The following is a 17,239-nucleotide window of genomic DNA, read 5'->3' as shown; positions in this document are numbered from 1 at the left end:
AAACCCTCAGCGATAGGCCTCGGGGTCGATGCGGCGCATCTCGGTCTCGATCCAGGTCTCGACTTCGCGCATCAACTCGTCGGCTTCGCGGCCCTGGCTGGGAATGGGTTTGCCGATGACGAAATCGACGACACCCGGACGCTTGATGAAGGCCTTGCGCGGCCAGCATTTCGCCGAGCTCACGGCTATGGGAATCACTGGCGCGCCGGTGGCCACGGCCAGGCGCGTGCCACCGGTCTTGTACTGACCCTGCTGGCCGCGCGGAATGCGCGTGCCCTCGGGAAACATGATGACCCAGGTGCCCTGGTCGAGCAGGCGCTGCCCTTGCTCGACCACCTTGTTGAAGGCCTGCGCGCGCTTGCTGCGGTCGATGTGGATCATGTCGAGCCGGCCCATGGCCCAGCCGAAGAAGGGCACATAGAGCAGCTCTTTCTTGAACACGTAGGCCAGCGGGTGCGGCATCAACGTGGGCATGGCAAAGGTTTCCCAGGTGGACTGGTGCTTGAGCAGCAGGATGGCCGGCGCCGTGCTGCCCACGGGCAGGTTCTCCCAGCCCGTGATGCGGTTGCGGATGCCGAGGATGAAGGTGCCGCTGTGCACCGCCACCCGCAGCCAGCCGACGCACATCCAGTACAGCGTGGCGCTGCTCACGAAGGGCGAGACGATGACCACCGCCAACCCCCAAGGGATCACGGTGACCACCATCACAAGGATGTGCAGCAGCGAGCGCAGGAAGTGGATGACGATCATGCGTTGGTCTTGGGGGCGGGGGCGGGTTGGGCGAGCAACCAGTCGGCGAAGGCGCCCAGGTCGGTGTGCACGCGGGTGCCGGGTGGCAAGTCGGGAATGGCACTGGGTGCGAGCGCCGCGTACACCGCCGACAGCCCAGTGAGCAGCAGGTGCGGCGGGCAACCCGCCGCGGCCCCGGCCTGCACGTGGCGCAGCGAGTTGCCCACGGCAGGCGCCTCGCCCAGCGCAAAGCCGAAGCGCGCGCCGATCTGGCGGAACAGGCCCGGCGCGGGCTTGCGGCAATCGCAGCCGTCCTCGGGGGTGTGGGGGCAAATGAAGATGGCTTCCACGCGTGCGCCCGCGGCCGCCAGCTGGCGCTGCATCTTGGCGTGGATGGCGTTGAGGGAGGCCATGTCGAACAGGCCGCGGCCAATGCCCGACTGGTTGGTCGCCAGCACCACGCGCCAGCCACCGTGGTTGAGCCGCGCCACCGCCTCGAGCGCGCCGGGCAAGGGCTCCCACTCGTCCGGCGACGCCACCTTGTCGTCGCGGCTGCGGTTGAGGGTGCCGTCGCGGTCGAGGATGAGCAGCTTCATGCCGCGATCATGCCGCGAGGCGGGCCAGATCGGCCACGCGGTTCATCGCGCGGTGCAGTTGCTGCAGCAAGGCCAGACGGTTGGCCTTGAGCGCGGGGTCGTCGGCGTTGACCATCACGCCGTCGAAGAAGGCGTCCACCGGTGCGCGCAGCGCAGCCAGGGCCTGCAGGCTGGCGGTGAAGTCGCCGGCCTCGAACTTCGCGTCGGCGCCGGGCACGGTGGCCTGCATGGCGGCAAACAGGGCCTGTTCGGCGGGCTCCTTCAACAGCGCGGCATTCACCGAGTCACCAACGCCCTCGGACTTCTTGAGGATGTTGCCGATGCGCTTGTTGGCGGCGGCGAGGGCGGGTGCCTCGGGCAGGGCCTGGAATTCGCGCACCGCGGCCAGGCGGCGCGGCACGGTGGACCAGAAACCGAGCTGGCGCGCATACAGCGCAGCGTCCACCTCGGGCACCGAGTATCCACTGTCCTTGAGGTAGCCCTTGAGGCGCTCGATGAGGAACTCGTCGAGCTGAACCACGGTGTCCTGCAGCTTTCCGTTGGCAAACACCGAGAACGCGAGGCGCGTGAGTTCATGAAACTGCAGGGGCAAGCCGCCTTCGATCAGCATGCGGGCCACGCCCAACGCGTGCCGGCGCAATGCGAACGGGTCCTTGTCGCCCGTGGGCAGATTGCCGATGCCGAACATGCCGGCCAGCGTCTCCAGCTTGTCCGCCAGCGCGACCACCGTGCCCACCGCGTTGCGCGGCAGCGCGTCGCCGGCGAAGCGCGGCTTGTAGTGGTCTTCGATGGCGAAGGCGATGTCTTCGGAGAGGCCTTGATGGCGCGCGTAGTAGCCGCCCATGATGCCCTGCAGTTCCGGGAACTCGCCCACCATGTCGGTGAGCAGGTCGGTCTTGGCCAGTTGAGCCGCCGTGAGTACGTCGTTCATCAACTGCATGCGCTGCGGCTCAGCCTTGGCCCACAACTGAACGATCTGCTGGGCAATGGCCGATACCCGCTGCTGCCGCTCGCCCTGCGTGCCCAGCTGGTTGTGATAGACCACTTTGCCCAGGCCTTCGACACGCGATTCGAGCGTCTTCTTGCGGTCCTGGTCGAAGAAGAACTTGGCGTCGGCCAGGCGCGGGCGCACCACGCGCTCGTTGCCACCGATCACGGCGCTGGCGTCGGCGGGGCTGATGTTGCTGACCACCAGGAACTTGTTCGTGAGCCGGCCCTGCGCATCGAGCAGCGGAAAGTACTTCTGGTTGGCCTTCATCGTGAGGATGAGGCATTCCTGCGGCACGTCGAGGAACTGCTTCTCGAACTCGCAGACGAGCACGTTGGGGCGCTCGACCAGCGCGGTCACTTCGTCGAGCAAGGCATCGTCCTCGATGGGCCGGCAGCCGCCGCCCACTTCAGCAGCCTTTGCCTGGAGCTGGCGCGCGATCGCGGCGCGGCGTTCGGCAAACGAGGCAAGGACGGCGCCTTCCTTTTGCATCACTTCGGCGTAAGCGTCTGCGTTCGGGATCACGACCGGATCCACCTTCGCTTCGAAGCGGTGGCCGTGCGTGGCGTTGCCGGCCGCAAGGCCGAGCGCCTTCACCGGCACGACAGTGCTGCCGTGCAAAGCCACCAGGCCGTGCGCCGGCCGCACGAACTGCACGCTGTCCCAGCCAGGCAGCGCGCAGCCCGACTCGAGCTGGTAGGTCATGACCTTGGGGATCGGCAACTGCGCGATGGCCTCGTCCAGCGCCTTCTGCAGGCCAGCGGCGAGTTCGGCGCCGGGCGCGACGCTGTCGAAGAACAGCGCCTCGGCCTTGCCGTCCATGGCGCGGCGCAGGCTGGCCACGGCGGACGCGTCAGCGCCCAGACCCGCCAGGCGCTTGAGCAGCGCCGGCGTGGGCTGGCCGTTGGCGTCCAGGCCCACGGCAACGGGCATGAGTTTCTGCGAGACGGGTTTGTCGGCCGCGCGTGCGAGCACACCCACCACATGCGCGCCCAGGCGGCGCGGCGATGCGTAGGCGGTCACGGCAGCGTCTGCCGGGGCAAGGCCCTGGGCCTTCAGGCTATTGGCCAGGACGGTGGCGAAAGCCTCGCCAAGTTTCTTGAGCGCCTTGGGCGGCAGTTCCTCAACGAAGAGTTCGACAAGCAGGTTCTGTGCGGTCATTGTTCTTCTCTGCTCAAGCAGCTTTCTTCTCGATCTGCGCCACCCACTCACGCGGGGCCAGGGGGAAGCCCAGCCGCTCGCGGCTCTCGTGGTAGCTCTGGGCCACGCTGCGCGCAAGGTTTCGGATGCGGCCGATGTAGGCGGCGCGCTCGGTCACGCTGATGGCGCCGCGCGCATCCAGCAGGTTGAAGCTGTGCGCGCACTTGAGCACCTGCTCGTAGGCCGGCAGCGCGAGTTGCTGCTCCATCAGATGCTTCGCCTGCTTCTCGTGCGCGGCGAAGGCGGTGAACAGGAAGTCGGCATCGCTGTGCTCGAAGTTGTAGGTCGATTGCTCGACCTCGTTCTGCTTGTAGACGTCGCCGTAGGTCAGGCCGTCGGTCCACACCAGGTTGTAGACGTTGTCCACGCCCTGCAGGTACATGGCCAGGCGCTCCAGGCCATAGGTGATCTCGCCGGTGGCGGGGCGGCAGTCGATGCCGCCGACCTGCTGGAAGTAGGTGAACTGCGTCACCTCCATGCCGTTCAACCAGACCTCCCAGCCCAGGCCCCAGGCGCCCAGCGTGGGGTTCTCCCAGTCGTCCTCGACGAAGCGGATGTCGTTCTTCTTCAGGTCGAAGCCCAGGGCTTCGAGCGAACCGAGGTAGAGCTCGAGGATGTTGGCCGGCGCGGGCTTGAGCACCACCTGGTACTGGTAGTAGTGCTGCAGGCGGTTCGGGTTCTCGCCGTAGCGGCCGTCTTTCGGGCGGCGGCTGGGCTGCACGTACGCGGCCTTCCACGGCTCGGGGCCGATGGCGCGCAGGAAGGTGGCGGTGTGGCTGGTGCCGGCCCCCACTTCCATGTCGTAGGGCTGCAGCAGCGCGCAGCCCTGCTCGGCCCAGTAGGACTGCAGCTTCAGGATGATTTGCTGGAAGGTCAACATGCACGAAAGGCCCGCGCGAGGGCGGGCCGTCGGGTTCGGTGGATCGGGGGTTCGAGTGCCGTGGCGCGCGCCACGGCGGTTGACCCGATTTTACGGGGGTGGCCCGCGGCGCCGGGCAAGCCTTGCGCCAGCGGCCCAGACGCCGCGCAATCAGCGCCGGCGGGTACGCCCGCCGCGGCGGCCCAGGTTGCGCAGCGAAGCGATCACCAGCACCAGCACACCGCAGAACAGCCACAGGGGCTTCAAGCCCCAGCGCGCCGTCCAGTCGGCATAGGGCGTGAGCCCGCTTCGGCCCTCGACGCTGGCCTCCAGCCGCCCGCGCTCCAGCCGCGGCAGCGCGTGCGTGACGACGCCGCGGTGGTCGATGACCGCGGTGGCGCCGGTATTGGTGGCGCGCAGCATGGGGCGGCCGAACTCGAGCGCGCGCAGGCGCGAGATCTGCAAGTGCTGGTCGATCGCCACGGTGTCGCCGAACCACGCGATGTTGCTGAGGTTGACGAGCACCGTGGGTGCCGCGTCGACATCCCGGAACGACGCGGCGATCTCTTCACCGAACAGGTCTTCGTAGCAGATGTTGGGCGCAATGCGCTGACCGGCCCAGGCCCAGGACGGCTGCGGCAGCGCGCCGCGCGCAAAGTCACCCAGGGGGATGTTCATCATCTGCGTGAACCAGCGGAAGAACGGCGGCACGAACTCACCAAAGGGCACCAGGTGGTGTTTGTCGTAGCGGTGCACCTGGGTGGGCTGACCACTGGCCAGTGCGCTACGCGCCGCCTCGGGCGACACGCCCCAGGCCGAGTTGGTGTAGCCGGCCTCGAGGTTGCCCAGCGGCAGGCCGGTCAGCAGCGCTGCGGGCTGGCTGGCGTTCTGTTCGGCCAGCGGGCCGAACAGGCCACGCCAGAAATCGGGGCCGAGTTGCTCGGGCAACAGCGGCAGCGCGGTCTCGGGCGCCACCACCAACTGGGGCCCGTTGGCCGAAGCCGCCGCAGCCAGGCCTTCGCGCATCTGCTGCGGGTACCAGGCCAGCGCCTGTGCCACGCCGGTGCCGGGCACGAATTTCTGGTCCTGCGGGATATTGCCCTGCAGCAACCACACGCGCAGCGTGCCGGTCGAGCCCGTGTCGGCCAGGCCCAGGTTGCGCCAGCGTTCCCCGCCACCGAGCAGGCTGACCAGCAACGCGACCACGACGCCCCAGCCCAGCGCGCCACGCGCCACACCCCACCAGGAGATGGCGCGCAATTGCAGCCCGGTCTTGGGCGCGGCCACGTAGACGCCCCCGGTGGGGCGGGTGGCCACCGGTCGCACCGGCTGGCGCAGCCAGGCCAGCGCGCGGTGCACCGCGGCCGTGACCAGCGAAGCCAGCACGTAGGCCAGCACCGCCGCGAGGAAGCCCATGCCGTACACCCCCACCAGCGGCGCCCAGGGGGCCATCAGGTCCACCTGGGCATAGCCACCCGCGCCCCAGGGGAAACCGGTAAAGAGCTGGCCGCGCGCCAGCTCCGCCAGCGTCCATGCACCGGCGAACAGGAGGGCCTGGGCGCTGCGCGCCAGGGGTGCCCAGGCACAGAGAAAACCGACCGCGATGGCGTAGTACAGGGCCAGCGCGCCCGCCAGTGCCAGCACCGCGAGGGCCGCCAGCCAGGGGGGCAGGCCGCCGTAGGTGTGCATGGAGACGAAGAGCCACCAGAAGGTACCGGCCAGCCAGGCGGTGGTGAACACCCAGCCGCGCCACATGGCCTGACCCACCCGGGTGGCGAACTGCAGCGCGAACACCAGCAGTGCGAGCGAGGCGATCTGCAGCCAACCGCTGGGCTGCCCGAGCGTGAAGCCCGCAGGCACCCAGCCCCGCAGCGGCCAGGCCAGCGAGGCGGCCTGCAGCAACCCGCCTGCCAGACAGACCCAGAAAAACAGGAAACCCGCCAGGCGCGAACCGCGCCCTGGCGGGCGGCGGGTCATCGGGTGAAAGCTCGATGGGGTGTGGAGCGATCCGAAAAGGCTGCGCATGGGCCGGATGGGGTGGAGATCAGGGCTCGGACGGCAGCGCAGTGACCTTGAACCACTTCACCGCACCGCCCTTGGTGTGCAGCACGGTGAAGCGCAGGCCCTCGAACTCGTGCACTTCGCCGCGCTTGGGCACGTGTCCCATGGTGTGCGCGATCAGGCCGCCGATGGTGTCGAAATCCTCGTCGGAGAGCCGCAGACCGAAGGCCTCGTTGATGCGCTCGATGGGCGTGTCGCCACTGACGCGCCAGGTGCTGTCGGCCAGCGCAAAGATGTCGCCCTCGTCCTCGTCGACGTCGAACTCGTCCTCGATCTCGCCCACGATCTCCTCGAGCACGTCCTCGATGGTGATGAGCCCGGCCACGCGGCCGAACTCGTCGATGACGATGGCCAGGTGGTTGCGGTTGCCGCGGAACTCCCGCAGCAGGTCGTTGAGGCCCTTGCTTTCGGGCACGAAGGTGGCCGGGCGCAACAGCGCGCGGATGTTGAGTTCGGGTGCGCGCTGCAGCTTGAGCAGGTCCTTCGCGAGCAGGATGCCGATGATGTTCTCGCGCTCGCCCTCGTACACCGGGAAGCGCGAGTGCGCGGTGTCGATGACCAGGTGCAGCAGTTCGTCGTAGGGCGCGTCAATGGCGATCATGTCCATGCGCGGAGCGGCCACCATCACGTCGCCGGCCGTCATGTCGGCGATGCGGATCACGCCTTCGAGCATCACCCGCGACTCGGCGTTGATGATGTCGTTGTCCTCGGCCTCGGCGAGGGTCTCGATCAGCTCATCCTTCGAGTCCGGGCCGGGGTTGATGAACTCGACGAGCTTTTGCAGGAAACCGCGTTTGTCGGCAAGCCGCAGGCCACGCTGCGGCCCGCTACTGGGGGGGTGGTCAGCCACTGGGGGAAGACGGAGTTGGGACAGCGGGGAAGGATACCCCAAGGGCAAGTCGCGGCAAGTCCCGCGGGCGCCGGGCGGCCACGGCGGGCCTCAGCCCCGCAGGCGCTCGCGCGCCTCGCGCACGCCCTGGCGGATTTCCTGCAGCATGCCGATGAGGCCCCAGAACTGCTTGGCCTGCGCCTTGAGGTGGTAGTCGGTGAGCGCCACCTGCTCGCTGAGCAGTTCGCTCACGCGCGAGTCGAAGTCGGCCGGTGGCAGCCGCAGGTGCGCCTCGGTCTCCGAGCCGGCGCGCTCCAGCACCGCGCCGGCGTTGCGCGCGATCTTGAGCATGGCGGTGTTTTCGGAGAGGGCGTGGATGAACAGTTGCGTGACGCCTTCGTTGCGCGCATGGACCACGGCGCGCTCGAACAGACGGCTGCCGTAGCCCTTGCCGCGCGAGGCCTTGGCCACCGAGACGCCGAACTCGGCGCAGGTGCGCAACTGCGGATCGACCGAGAACGCCAGATGCGCCATGGCGATGAGGTGCAGGCGGCGGTTGAAGATGCCGAAGAGCACATCCCGTTCGAAGGCAATCTGGTCGACATAGCGGCGGATCTGCTCGTCGTTGGCCGCGTAGCCGAAACGCAGGTAGCGGTCGGCCGGCTCCAGCGCCTGCAGGTGCGCGAGGATCTGGTCGCGGTGGCCGCTGTCGAGCGAACGGATGGGGACCGTGCCCTGTTCGGCGCGCTCCTCGCGGGGTGCCTGGGGTCGGTCGTGGTCGCTCATGGGCTCGGTTCTTCGAATGGTGGGATGCGCAAGCATCGCGCGCGATCATCTTGCACGCAAGCCGCATGCGTCGCACGGGTGCGTATGGAGCCGGTTCAGAGGGGCAATGCCGTGGTGCTCTTGACGCGGTCCATCACGAAGCTGGTCTTGCAGTCCTGCACGCTCGGGTGCTTGAGCAAGGTTTCCATCATGAAGCGCGAGTAGGCGGCCATGTCGGCCACCACCAGCCGCAACTGGTAGTCCATCTCGCCGGTGAGTGCTACGCACTCGACCACCTCGGGCCAGGCCATCACGCTGGCGCGAAACTCGTCCATCGGGCTGCGTTTGTTGCCATCGGCGTGCTTCTCCAGGCGCACGCTCACGTGCGCGGTGAGGCCCAGGCCCAGTGCCTCGGGGCGCAGCAGCGCCACGTAGCGCGCGATCACGCCCGACTCTTCGAGCCGGCGCACGCGCCGCAGCACGGCGCTGGCCGACAGGCCCACGGCGTCGGCGAGCTGGTCGAAGGTGGCCCGGCCATCGGCCTGCAGGCTGCGCAGGATGGCGCGATCGAGCTTGTCCAAGGCTTCCATGCGGGCGATTGTGCAGGAATGTTGCGTGATGGACGAGTGGCGCGCCCACAAACGCCGGAATCGTGCCACGCTGCACCGATACAGTGGCCTTTTCCCCGGATCACCCGCATTCGCACGAAGGAGACCGCCATGAACGCCGCCTTGCCCGCTTCCAGCACCGCCACCATCCCCGGTTGGGACAACCCCATGGGCACCGATGGATTCGAGTTCATCGAATACGCGGCGCCGGACCCGGTGGCCATGGGCGCACTGTTCGAGCGCATGGGCTTCAAGGCGATCGCGAAGCACCGCCACAAGGCCGTGACGCTGTTCCGCCAGGGCGAGATCAACTTCATCATCAACGCCGAGCCCGACAGCTTTGCCCAGCGATTTGCGCGCCTGCACGGCCCCAGCGTGTGCGCCATCGCCTTTCGCGTGAAGGACGCCAAGGCCGCCTACGAACGCGCGATTTCGCTCGGTGCCTGGGGCTATGCGGGCCAGGCCGGCCCGGGCGAGCTCAACATCCCGGCCATCAAGGGCATCGGCGACTCGATCATCTATTTCATCGACCGCTGGCGCGGCAAGAACGGCGCCAAAGACGGTGACATCGGCAACATCGGCTTCTTCGACGTCGACTTCGAACCCCTGCCCGGTGCCGAACTCAATCCGGTGGGCCACGGCCTCACCTACATCGATCACCTCACGCACAACGTGCACCGCGGCCGCATGGCCGAGTGGGCGGATTTCTATGAGCGCCTCTTCAATTTCCGCGAGGTGCGCTACTTCGATATCGAGGGCCAGGCCACGGGCGTGAAGAGCAAGGCCATGACCAGCCCCTGCGGCAAGATCCGGATCCCGATCAACGAAGAAGGCAATGAGAAGGCGGGCCAGATTCAGGAGTACCTGGACCGCTACCGCGGCGAAGGCATCCAGCACATCGCCATGGGCTCGACCAACCTGTACGACACGGTGGACGCGTTGCAGCTGGCCGGCGTGAAGCTGCTGACCACCAGCGAGACCTACTACGAGTTGCTGCCCAAGCGCATCCCGAACCACGGTGAGGACGTCGAGGGCCTGAAGCAGCGCAACATCCTGGTCGACGGCCAGCCCGGCGAGTTGCTGCTGCAGATCTTCAGCGAGAACCAGCTCGGCCCGATCTTCTTCGAGTTCATCCAGCGCAAGGGCAACCAGGGTTTCGGCGAAGGCAACTTCAAGGCGCTGTTCGAGACCATGGAGCTCGATCAGGTGCGCCGCGGCGTGTTGAAGGCCTGACATGGCAGTCGAGCCCGTCGTCTATGGCGCCAGCGAGCGCCCGCCGCGAGGCGACTATTCGCGCGCCCGCGACGACTACACCTGCCCACAGAACTGGTCGTCCTACACCGCAGCGGACCACGACACCTACCGCCGGCTCTACGAGCGCCAGAGCGCCTTGCTGCCGGGGCTGGCATCGCAGGCCTTCATCGACGCCCTGCCCGCCCTCGGCATTCGCGACCGCATACCGCGCTTCGAGGAAATCAACGAACGCCTCAAGCCCGCCACCGGCTGGGAGATCGTGGCCGTGCCCGGGCTCATCCCCGAGCTGCCGTTCTTCCAGTTGCTCGCGGATCGGCGCTTCCCGGTGACCGACTGGATCCGCACACCGGACGAGTTCGACTACATCGTCGAGCCCGACGTGTTCCACGACCTGTTCGGCCACGTGCCGCTGCTGTTCAACCCGGTGTTTGCCGACTACGTGCAGCGCTACGGCGCGGGCGGCATCAAGGCGCACCACCTGGGCGCCGGTGAACTGCTGTCGCGCCTGTACTGGTACACGATCGAGTTCGGCCTGATCCGTGAGCCGCAAGGCCTGCGTGCCTATGGTGCCGGCATCCTGAGTTCGTCGGGCGAGCTGCGCCACAGCGTCACCAGCCCGCGCGCGCGCCGCATCGGCCTGGATCTGGTGCGCTGCATGCGCACGCGCTACAAGATCGACGACTACCAGGCCACCTACTTCGTCATCGACAGCTTCCAGCAGTTGTTCGACATGACGGCGCCCGACTTCACGCCGATCTACGAATCCGTGCGTTCGCTTGGGGAATTGCCAGCCGACGCCAGCATCGCCAGCGACTCGGTCATCACCCTGGGGTGAAACGCAAGATCCACGTGGGCGGCGCCGCCCACGTGGCGGTTGTCGGCCCCGGGCAGCGTCGCCGTGCTGGCCGGAAACACGATGTTGTCGGTGTTGGCGTACCAGCAAACAAAGTTTTGGTAGGCGTGCTCGCCGGCCTGTTGGTGCTCGGCCAGCGCCAGTTCGGCAAGCCAGGCGCTGCCCTGCTGCATCTGCTGTCCGTTGTCGAAAGGGCTCCAGCTTGCGAGCGCGGTGCCGTGGTGTGGTGAACCGATGGTGACGATGGTGCCCACGCGGGCGCGATTGCCTGGCTGCGCCGCCAGCCATGCGCGCGCAGCCAGGCCGCCCATGCTGTGGCACACCAGCACCGGCCGGCCACCGCCGAGTGCCTCCGCCGCTTGCACCGCGCATTCGACGTGCGGGACGTAATCGTCGATCGATCCGAACACCGGCTCGAGGTTGACCGAGACGTAGGGCAGGCCGAGCTCGCGCATGCGCTCCATCCAGGGCAACCAGAAGCCGCGGTTGCAGACAAAGCCATGGATCAGCACGGCCGGGGCGGCGCCGGGCGCACCGGGCCCGGTGCTGTCGGGAAACTCCCGCCAGCGAAAGGGCTGGCGCCAGGCAAACACCTGGGGAGCGATGCGGGACTCCTGCCACCAGGCGTGAAGGGCAGCGCGCAAGGAGGCAGGCTCGACCGGGTCGCCCCGGTTGTGCCAGGCCGCAGCGACGATCTCCAACCCCAGGATCCACGCATGCCCCGTCAGCGCCACAAACGCCAACCAGCCAGCCGCGGCGAGGTGCCCCTGCACAGCCCAGTAGACCGCAAGCGCCAGCAGGCCCAGCACCAACACCACGCCCCCTTGCTGCAGTCGGGCCAGCATCGAGCGGGTGGGCGTGGGATCGCGGGAGGAGGTGGAGGACATGCCGCCACTATCGCATCCCCGGCCAGGTCTTGCCGCGCGAGCGCGGCTAGACTGCATCCCGTGCCTGCCCTCTCGCCCGCCAGCGCCATCCGCGCCAACCTCGAGCGCGTGGCCACGCTGCGCGCCCAGGCCGCCCTCGCGGGCGAGCATGAGGCTGTGACGACCATCAAGCACCTTCAGGCCCGGCGCTTCGAGGCCACCTACGCCGACTTCGCTGCGGTGCCGGCGTCGCGGCCCGCGGTCCGCTTCTTTCTCGAAGAGCTGTACGGCGAGCACGACTTCTCGCGCCGGGACGAGCAGTTTGGCCGCATCGCCGGGGCGCTGGAGCGCTTGTTTCCGGCCGCCGTCGCGCAACTGGCAGTGGACCTGACCGAAACCCATGCATTGACCGAGGTGCTGGACCACGCGCTGGCGCGGGCGTGGCTGGGCATGGCCGCGGACATGCGCCCGTCCGAGCGTTACGTTCGCGCCTGGCGGGCTGCGGGCGATCGCAGCGACCGTGATCGGCAGCTCACCGTGGTGCAGCACATGGGGCGCGAACTCCAGCGGCTGACGCGCATGCGATCGCTGCGGATGGGCCTGCGCATGATGCGAAAACCCGCGCAAGCGGCCGGACTGGACGCGCTTCAGCACTTTCTTGAATCGGGCTTCGATGCTTTTGCGGCGCTGGGCGACGCGCAGGCCTTTCTGGCGTCGATCGCGCAACGCGAACGGCAGTGGATCGACCTGCTCTTCGACGCGCCGCTCGAAGAGGCCTGTCGCGCGCTGGACAAGGAGTGGCAATCGGCCCGGAGCCCCGACCCCGGCAACCCCACAATGCCGACATGAGCGTTGCCGACGAAAGCCCCGATACGTTCCCCGTCGAACGCCTGCGCACGCTGGGCATCACCGTCTTCGAGCGTGGTTGGCTGTCCTCCAACAACATCCTGTTGACCGGTGGGCCCGAGGCGGCCCTGGTGGACACCGGCTACGCCACCCACGCGGACCTGACGGTCGAGCTGGTGCGCCAGGCGCTGGGCGCCCGACCATTGGCCCGCATCCTGAACACCCACTTGCACAGCGACCATTGCGGAGGCAACGCCGCGTTGAAGGCGGCCTGGCCGCAAAGTCGCATCGCCATTCCGCCGGGGCTCGCACACGCGGTGCGCAAATGGGACGCCATCGAACTGAGCCATGCGCCCACCGGCCAGCAGTGCCCGCGCTTCGCCGCCGACGAACTGCTCACGCCGGGCTCGCCGATCGAGCTGGGCGGATTGACCTGGGAGGTGCTGGCAGCGCAGGGACACGACCCGCATGCCGTGATCCTGTATCAGCCAGAGCACCGCATCCTCATCTCGGCCGATGCGCTGTGGGCCAACGGTTTCGGCGTGGTTTTTCCCGAGCTCGAGGGCGAGTCGGGTTTCGACGAGGTGCGCGCGACGCTGGACCTCATCGCGGGTCTGGACGCCGACATCGTGATTCCGGGCCACGGCGCGGTGTTCGGTGGGCAGGCCGTGCAAACCGCCCTGCGGCTGGCCCGCTCGCGCCTGGCGCAGTTCGAGGCAGACCCCGCGCGGCACCGACGCCACGCACTCAAGGTGCTGGTGAAGTTCAAGCTGCTGGAGTGGCAACGTTGCCACCAGGACGCCCTGAGCGAGTGGTTCCTCGCGTCCGACTACTTCTGCCGCATCGCGAAGACAGACAGCGCAGCGCCCATGCGCCAGGTGCTTGACGACCTGCTGTCCGACCTGCAACGCAGCGGCGCCTTGCGGCGCGAGGGCGATCTGGTCGTGAACGCCTGAGCGCGCGAGACGGGAGAACCGCCCGCACCCTGCGGGTGACGTTGCCCACCACACCGGGCCGGGTGCAATCCCACCCTGTGCAAGCGGTCCACTCTCCCGTACCATGGAAACATCAGGCAGCGACCAGGGCCGACGGGCCTTGCCGCTGCTCAACCCCTTCAGCAACCCTCGCTTGAGCCACCCAGACGGCACCGGCAGCCCGATCGAACAACTGGCGGAGTACCTGCCGGGTGCGATGTTTCGGGTCCGTGTCATGCCCGATGGCACACGCCGGCTCGAACACATGACACGGGGCTGCTTTGACATCTGGGAACTGGACCCGACAGCCGTCGAGCAGGACATGGGTTCGCTCTGGGGCATGGTCGATGCACGCGACCTGCCCGCCATGCAGGAATCGATCGAGCGCTGCGCACGTGACATGCGCGACTGGGATTGGCAGTGGCGCATCCAGACACCCTCGGGCCGCGTGAAGTGGCTGCATGGCGTGGGACGGCCGCTGCGGGAGCCCGACGGGACGTTGATCTGGCATTGCTATGTCCTCGACCAGACCAACAACCTGCAAGCGCAGGAGAACCTGCGCGAGAGCGAAGAGCGCTTTCGCCGCCTGATCGATACGATCCCCTCCGTTGCCGTGCAGGGGTACGACGACCAGCTGATCTGCCGCTTCTGGAACAGCGCCTCCGAACAGCTCTACGGCTGGACATCGCAGCAGGCGATCGGGCGCAGCCTGCTGGACCTCATCATCCCGGCGCAAATGCGCGCCGCGGTGATCGAAGCCACCGACCAGATGCTCGCAACCGGCGAAGCCATTCCCTCTTCCGAGTTGATCCTGCAGCATCGCGATGGCTCGCCAGTGGCGGTCTTCTCAGGCCACGTCATGCTCCAGCGCGAGGGAAGGCGCGGCGAGTTCTTCTGCATCGACTTTGACCTGCGCGAGCGTGTGCACGCCGAGCAGACCCGCCAGCGGCTCGAGGCGCAACTGCGCGAGTCGCAAAAGATGGAAGCGCTTGGAACCCTGGCGGGCGGTGTCGCTCACGATTTCAACAACATCGTGGCCGCCATCCTGGGCAATGTGACCCTTGCGCTGGGTGACGGGGCACGTGAGCCCGAGCTGATGGTCAGCCTGCAGGAGATCCGCAAGGCTGGCGTGCGGGCGCGCGAGCTGGTGCAGCAGATCCTGACCTTCAGTCGTCGCGAGGACAGCCAGCGCAAGCCCACGAACCCGCAGGCCGTGCTGACCGATGCCCATGCGCTGCTGAGGGCCACCCTCCCCGTGGACGTGAAGTTGTCGGTGAACAGCGAGGCGCCCGTGCCCTGGGTGCTCGCGAATGCCACCCAACTCGAGCAGGTCATCCTCAACCTGTGCGGAAACGCGATCCAGGCGGTGACCGGACGACCCAATGGCTTGGTCAAGGTAACGCTGGCGCGCGTCGACGGGTCGCTGCCAGCGAGCATGATCGACGAAACCGAGGTGTTGCCACCCGACGCCAACTGGCCCACGAGCAGTGTTCGACTGGACGTGGAAGACAACGGCGTCGGCATCGATGCGGCCACGCTGCCCCGCATCTTCGAGCCGTTCTTCACCACCAAGGCGCCTGGCACCGGCACAGGCCTCGGCCTCGCGGTAGTGCACGGGATTCTCAAAGACCACGGCGCGGTGCTGCGGGTGCGCAGCGCGCCAGGGCGGGGAACCCGTCTGTCCATCCTGCTGCCGGGTCTGGCGGGCGACTTTGCGGGCACAGCCGTTGCGCCCGAGCCTGACGTTCAGGCGGTGGCGCCCGAATCGATCGGCTCTCGCGGCCATGTGCTTTACGTGGACGACGACGAGTCCATTGCACTGCTGGTCAAGCGCTGGCTGCAGCGTCACGGCTACCGTGTCAGCACCTTCACCGACCCGCAGGCGGCGCTGCGAGCGCTCGAAGGATCCGGGCTCGATGTCAGCCTGTGCATCAGCGATTTCAACATGCCCGAGATGTCGGGCATCGGTCTTGCCAGGGCCCTCAAGGCGATCCGGCCCGACCTGCCGGTGGCGATCGCTTCAGGCTATATCAGCGAGGAATTGCGCCGCGAGGCACCCGCCGCAGGTGTCGACGAGATCATCTACAAGCCGGACACGGTGGAGGCCCTTTGCCAGGCGATCGAAAAGATGATGGCTGGCCGTCGCCTCTGAACCAACCTTCGAAACCCATGGTCGAGAAGGGGCGGGCTGGCGCGGCTGGCGGGGATGCTTCGGAGGGCCAAAAAGCGATGTGTAGACACATCGGTTCTGCGATGTGCCAATCAGCATTCGTCAGCGTCGTTCATACGGATCAACGACTTAGCGCATTTGACTTGTGACATCCAACAGCGCCTGACTGCGACCACAACACTCTCGTTGTCACAAGTCCGCTCCCAAAAGCGCGACAGAGCACGGGTCCGCCACCTCGGCCGGTGTGAGCATAGCCCATCACCATCGACGCTTTCAGGCGCCCTCTACGTCCACTGCCGCGAGCCCGCCTCGCGGCCCTATGCGCGCCCCGCCCCGAGCGCTGACCACTCGAGCTTGGATGGTCAGCGAGGCAACCTCTGAGGTTACACGCCGTCAGGTTCCTGCATCCACGCAGGAATGTCCCGCTGACCATGTAGAACGCGCCAGACATCGATGTGGTACAGGTGCTCGACGTAAAGCACGAGGTACGGATAGCGGGTCAGTGGCCAGGCACGCAGGCCCGGCAGGTTGAGTTCATGGGCATAGCGCGGTGAGCCTGTGGCTGGTTGGCGACCGATGTGGCTGTAGGCCTTCTCCAGCGCATCGATGAAGCCGAGCGCCACGGCGTCCCCCGCTTCGGTCAGGTAGTAAGCAAGTGCATCGTCCACATCCCGGTTGGCCTGTTCACGCGGGATGACTGGTTTGGATTTCACCCCCGCGCGCCAGCCTTGACGCCCTTGCGCACCCGACTCCGCAGGCCTTCGAAGTAGCTGGCATCGGCTGGTGAGGATGGGGCCGACTCCGCACCTGCCAGCAACAAGCCGCGCAGTTGCAGGCGGTCTTGATCCTTACGGATCAACTCGCGCACGTACTCGCTGCTCGTGCCGTAGCCGCGCTGGTGCACCTGCTCGTCCACGAACGCCTTGAGAGTGTCGGGGAGAGAGATATTCATCGTGCTCATGGCGAAAGCGTAGGCTTTTTGGCAAAAATTGGCAAGACCCCATTCCGCCATGCCGAAAGAAGGCATCCATGCCCAACGCGAACAACTGCCTGCGCCAACCGCAGCAATGCGCGCCTCGAAGCGCGACCAGGCATAGCCGGCGCGCCCACCGCATTGGCAGGGCTCTACTAGCTCGCAAAGACGGCCAAGAAGGCGTCAGCGAATTCGGGCGTGGCGCTGAAGGTCAGCGTCACCGTGATCCATCCGTCCGCCTCGTGCTGAATCAGCAGTTCGTGGTCCCAGACGTGGCCGTCTTCCACCGGCCCCTTTCGTTCACCGAACTCTGTGTTCGCCCAGGCCAGCACAACATCCACTTCGGCCATCACCGCCGCATGGCCGGCGCTCTCCCGTGTGGAAGCCATGGCTTCCAAGGTGATCGTGCCGTCGGTGCTGTCGCTGAGGTCGAAGGTGAGATGGCGCATGCATGAAGCCTTGAACAACCCGCTGCGAAACTTCCTGAGCGCAGGCCCCCAGCCCGGGCAGTGGCGAGATCGTATTCACGCGGCCGGCTTGGTCAGAGAGGCGACCTCCCGAGCCAAGGCGAAGCCATGCTCCCACGCTTCTTCAATCTTGGGGACCAGATCTTTCGGAACGCGTTCATCGTGCCAGGCGGAAGTCAGCGTAGCTGCCATGGCGTCCGC

Annotated in this window: 17 protein-coding genes; 5 read left to right on the top strand and 12 right to left on the bottom strand. The window is 67.3% G+C overall.

Translation table 11 applies throughout. The features are described 5' to 3' along the window. Positions 1-6 precede the first annotated feature (6 nt). The 8 genes from M3149_RS13305 to M3149_RS13270 all read right to left on the bottom strand — a co-directional run bounded on the left by M3149_RS13305 (position 7) and on the right by M3149_RS13270 (position 8,617). Positions 7-750 (bottom strand): lysophospholipid acyltransferase family protein, encoded by a 744-nt coding sequence (locus M3149_RS13305; protein WP_285887083.1) that lies wholly within the window; start codon positions 748-750, stop codon positions 7-9. Beyond that, positions 747-1,325: a D-glycero-beta-D-manno-heptose 1,7-bisphosphate 7-phosphatase gene (gmhB, locus tag M3149_RS13300; RefSeq protein ID WP_251710030.1), complete on the bottom strand. Its 579-nt coding sequence runs from the start codon at positions 1,323-1,325 to the stop codon at positions 747-749. The genes M3149_RS13305 and gmhB overlap by 4 nt, the downstream gene beginning before the upstream one ends. Before the next feature lie 7 nt (positions 1,326-1,332). Next, positions 1,333-3,474 carry a glycine--tRNA ligase subunit beta gene (glyS, locus tag M3149_RS13295; protein ID WP_251710029.1) on the bottom strand — a complete coding sequence of 714 codons (2,142 nt, stop codon included), beginning with the start codon at positions 3,472-3,474 and terminating at the stop codon, positions 1,333-1,335. 13 nt (positions 3,475-3,487) lie between these two features. Next, a complete protein-coding gene (gene glyQ / locus M3149_RS13290) occupies positions 3,488-4,393 on the bottom strand; it encodes a glycine--tRNA ligase subunit alpha (protein ID WP_251710028.1) in 906 nt (301 codons plus the stop codon). Positions 4,394-4,543: 150 nt separating this feature from the next. Next, the gene (lnt, locus tag M3149_RS13285; protein WP_435370745.1) at positions 4,544-6,349 is read right to left on the bottom strand and encodes an apolipoprotein N-acyltransferase; all 1,806 of its coding nucleotides are present in this window, start codon (positions 6,347-6,349) and stop codon (positions 4,544-4,546) included. Positions 6,350-6,416: 67 nt separating this feature from the next. Further along, positions 6,417-7,283: an HlyC/CorC family transporter gene (locus tag M3149_RS13280; RefSeq protein WP_251710026.1), complete on the bottom strand. Its 867-nt coding sequence runs from the start codon at positions 7,281-7,283 to the stop codon at positions 6,417-6,419. Between the two features lie 90 nt (positions 7,284-7,373). Then, positions 7,374-8,048 (bottom strand): GNAT family N-acetyltransferase, encoded by a 675-nt coding sequence (locus M3149_RS13275; protein WP_251710025.1) that lies wholly within the window; start codon positions 8,046-8,048, stop codon positions 7,374-7,376. A 95-nt stretch (positions 8,049-8,143) separates the two neighbouring features. Beyond that, positions 8,144-8,617 carry an Lrp/AsnC family transcriptional regulator gene (locus M3149_RS13270; protein WP_251710024.1) on the bottom strand — a complete coding sequence of 158 codons (474 nt, stop codon included), beginning with the start codon at positions 8,615-8,617 and terminating at the stop codon, positions 8,144-8,146. A gap of 129 nt (positions 8,618-8,746) precedes the next feature. On the opposite strand from M3149_RS13270, the gene hppD reads away from it, so the two are divergent. Then, positions 8,747-9,868 (top strand): 4-hydroxyphenylpyruvate dioxygenase, encoded by a 1,122-nt coding sequence (gene hppD / locus M3149_RS13265; RefSeq protein ID WP_251710023.1) that lies wholly within the window; start codon positions 8,747-8,749, stop codon positions 9,866-9,868. A 1-nt stretch (position 9,869) separates the two neighbouring features. Next, entirely contained in the window at positions 9,870-10,724 is an 855-nt protein-coding gene (gene phhA, locus M3149_RS13260; RefSeq protein WP_251710022.1) for a phenylalanine 4-monooxygenase, read from the top strand. On the opposite strand, the gene M3149_RS13255 is transcribed toward phhA, so the two are convergent. Continuing rightward, positions 10,646-11,629, bottom strand: coding sequence for an esterase/lipase family protein (locus M3149_RS13255; protein WP_251710021.1), 984 nt, complete (start codon positions 11,627-11,629; stop codon positions 10,646-10,648). The genes phhA and M3149_RS13255 overlap by 79 nt on opposite strands. Positions 11,630-11,689: 60 nt before the next feature. On the opposite strand from M3149_RS13255, the gene M3149_RS13250 reads away from it, so the two are divergent. From M3149_RS13250 to M3149_RS13240, 3 genes are all read left to right on the top strand, one after another. Then, entirely contained in the window at positions 11,690-12,457 is a 768-nt protein-coding gene (locus tag M3149_RS13250) for an FFLEELY motif protein (protein WP_251710020.1), read from the top strand. Beyond that, a complete protein-coding gene (locus tag M3149_RS13245) occupies positions 12,454-13,410 on the top strand; it encodes an MBL fold metallo-hydrolase (RefSeq protein WP_251710019.1) in 957 nt (318 codons plus the stop codon). The genes M3149_RS13250 and M3149_RS13245 overlap by 4 nt, the downstream gene beginning before the upstream one ends. Before the next feature lie 103 nt (positions 13,411-13,513). Then, entirely contained in the window at positions 13,514-15,580 is a 2,067-nt protein-coding gene (locus tag M3149_RS13240; protein WP_251710018.1) for a hybrid sensor histidine kinase/response regulator, read from the top strand. A 401-nt stretch (positions 15,581-15,981) separates the two neighbouring features. On the opposite strand, the gene M3149_RS13235 is transcribed toward M3149_RS13240, so the two are convergent. The 3 genes from M3149_RS13235 to M3149_RS13225 form a co-directional block, all read right to left on the bottom strand. After that, complete coding sequence (locus M3149_RS13235; RefSeq protein ID WP_251710017.1) at positions 15,982-16,311, bottom strand: type II toxin-antitoxin system RelE/ParE family toxin; 330 nt, start codon at positions 16,309-16,311, stop codon at positions 15,982-15,984. Next, positions 16,308-16,559, bottom strand: coding sequence for a type II toxin-antitoxin system ParD family antitoxin (locus M3149_RS13230; RefSeq protein ID WP_251710016.1), 252 nt, complete (start codon positions 16,557-16,559; stop codon positions 16,308-16,310). The genes M3149_RS13235 and M3149_RS13230 overlap by 4 nt, the downstream gene beginning before the upstream one ends. Positions 16,560-16,726: 167 nt before the next feature. Then, positions 16,727-17,020, bottom strand: a complete 294-nt coding sequence (locus tag M3149_RS13225) for a hypothetical protein (RefSeq protein WP_251710015.1) — start codon at positions 17,018-17,020, stop codon at positions 16,727-16,729. Between the last annotated feature and the right edge of the window lie 219 nt (positions 17,021-17,239).

This window comes from Hydrogenophaga intermedia (assembly GCF_023715105.1).
Lineage (GTDB): Bacteria > Pseudomonadota > Gammaproteobacteria > Burkholderiales > Burkholderiaceae_C > Hydrogenophaga > Hydrogenophaga intermedia_A.
Note: the sequence above shows the minus strand (reverse complement) of the source record. Positions and strands in the feature narration are given on the sequence as shown.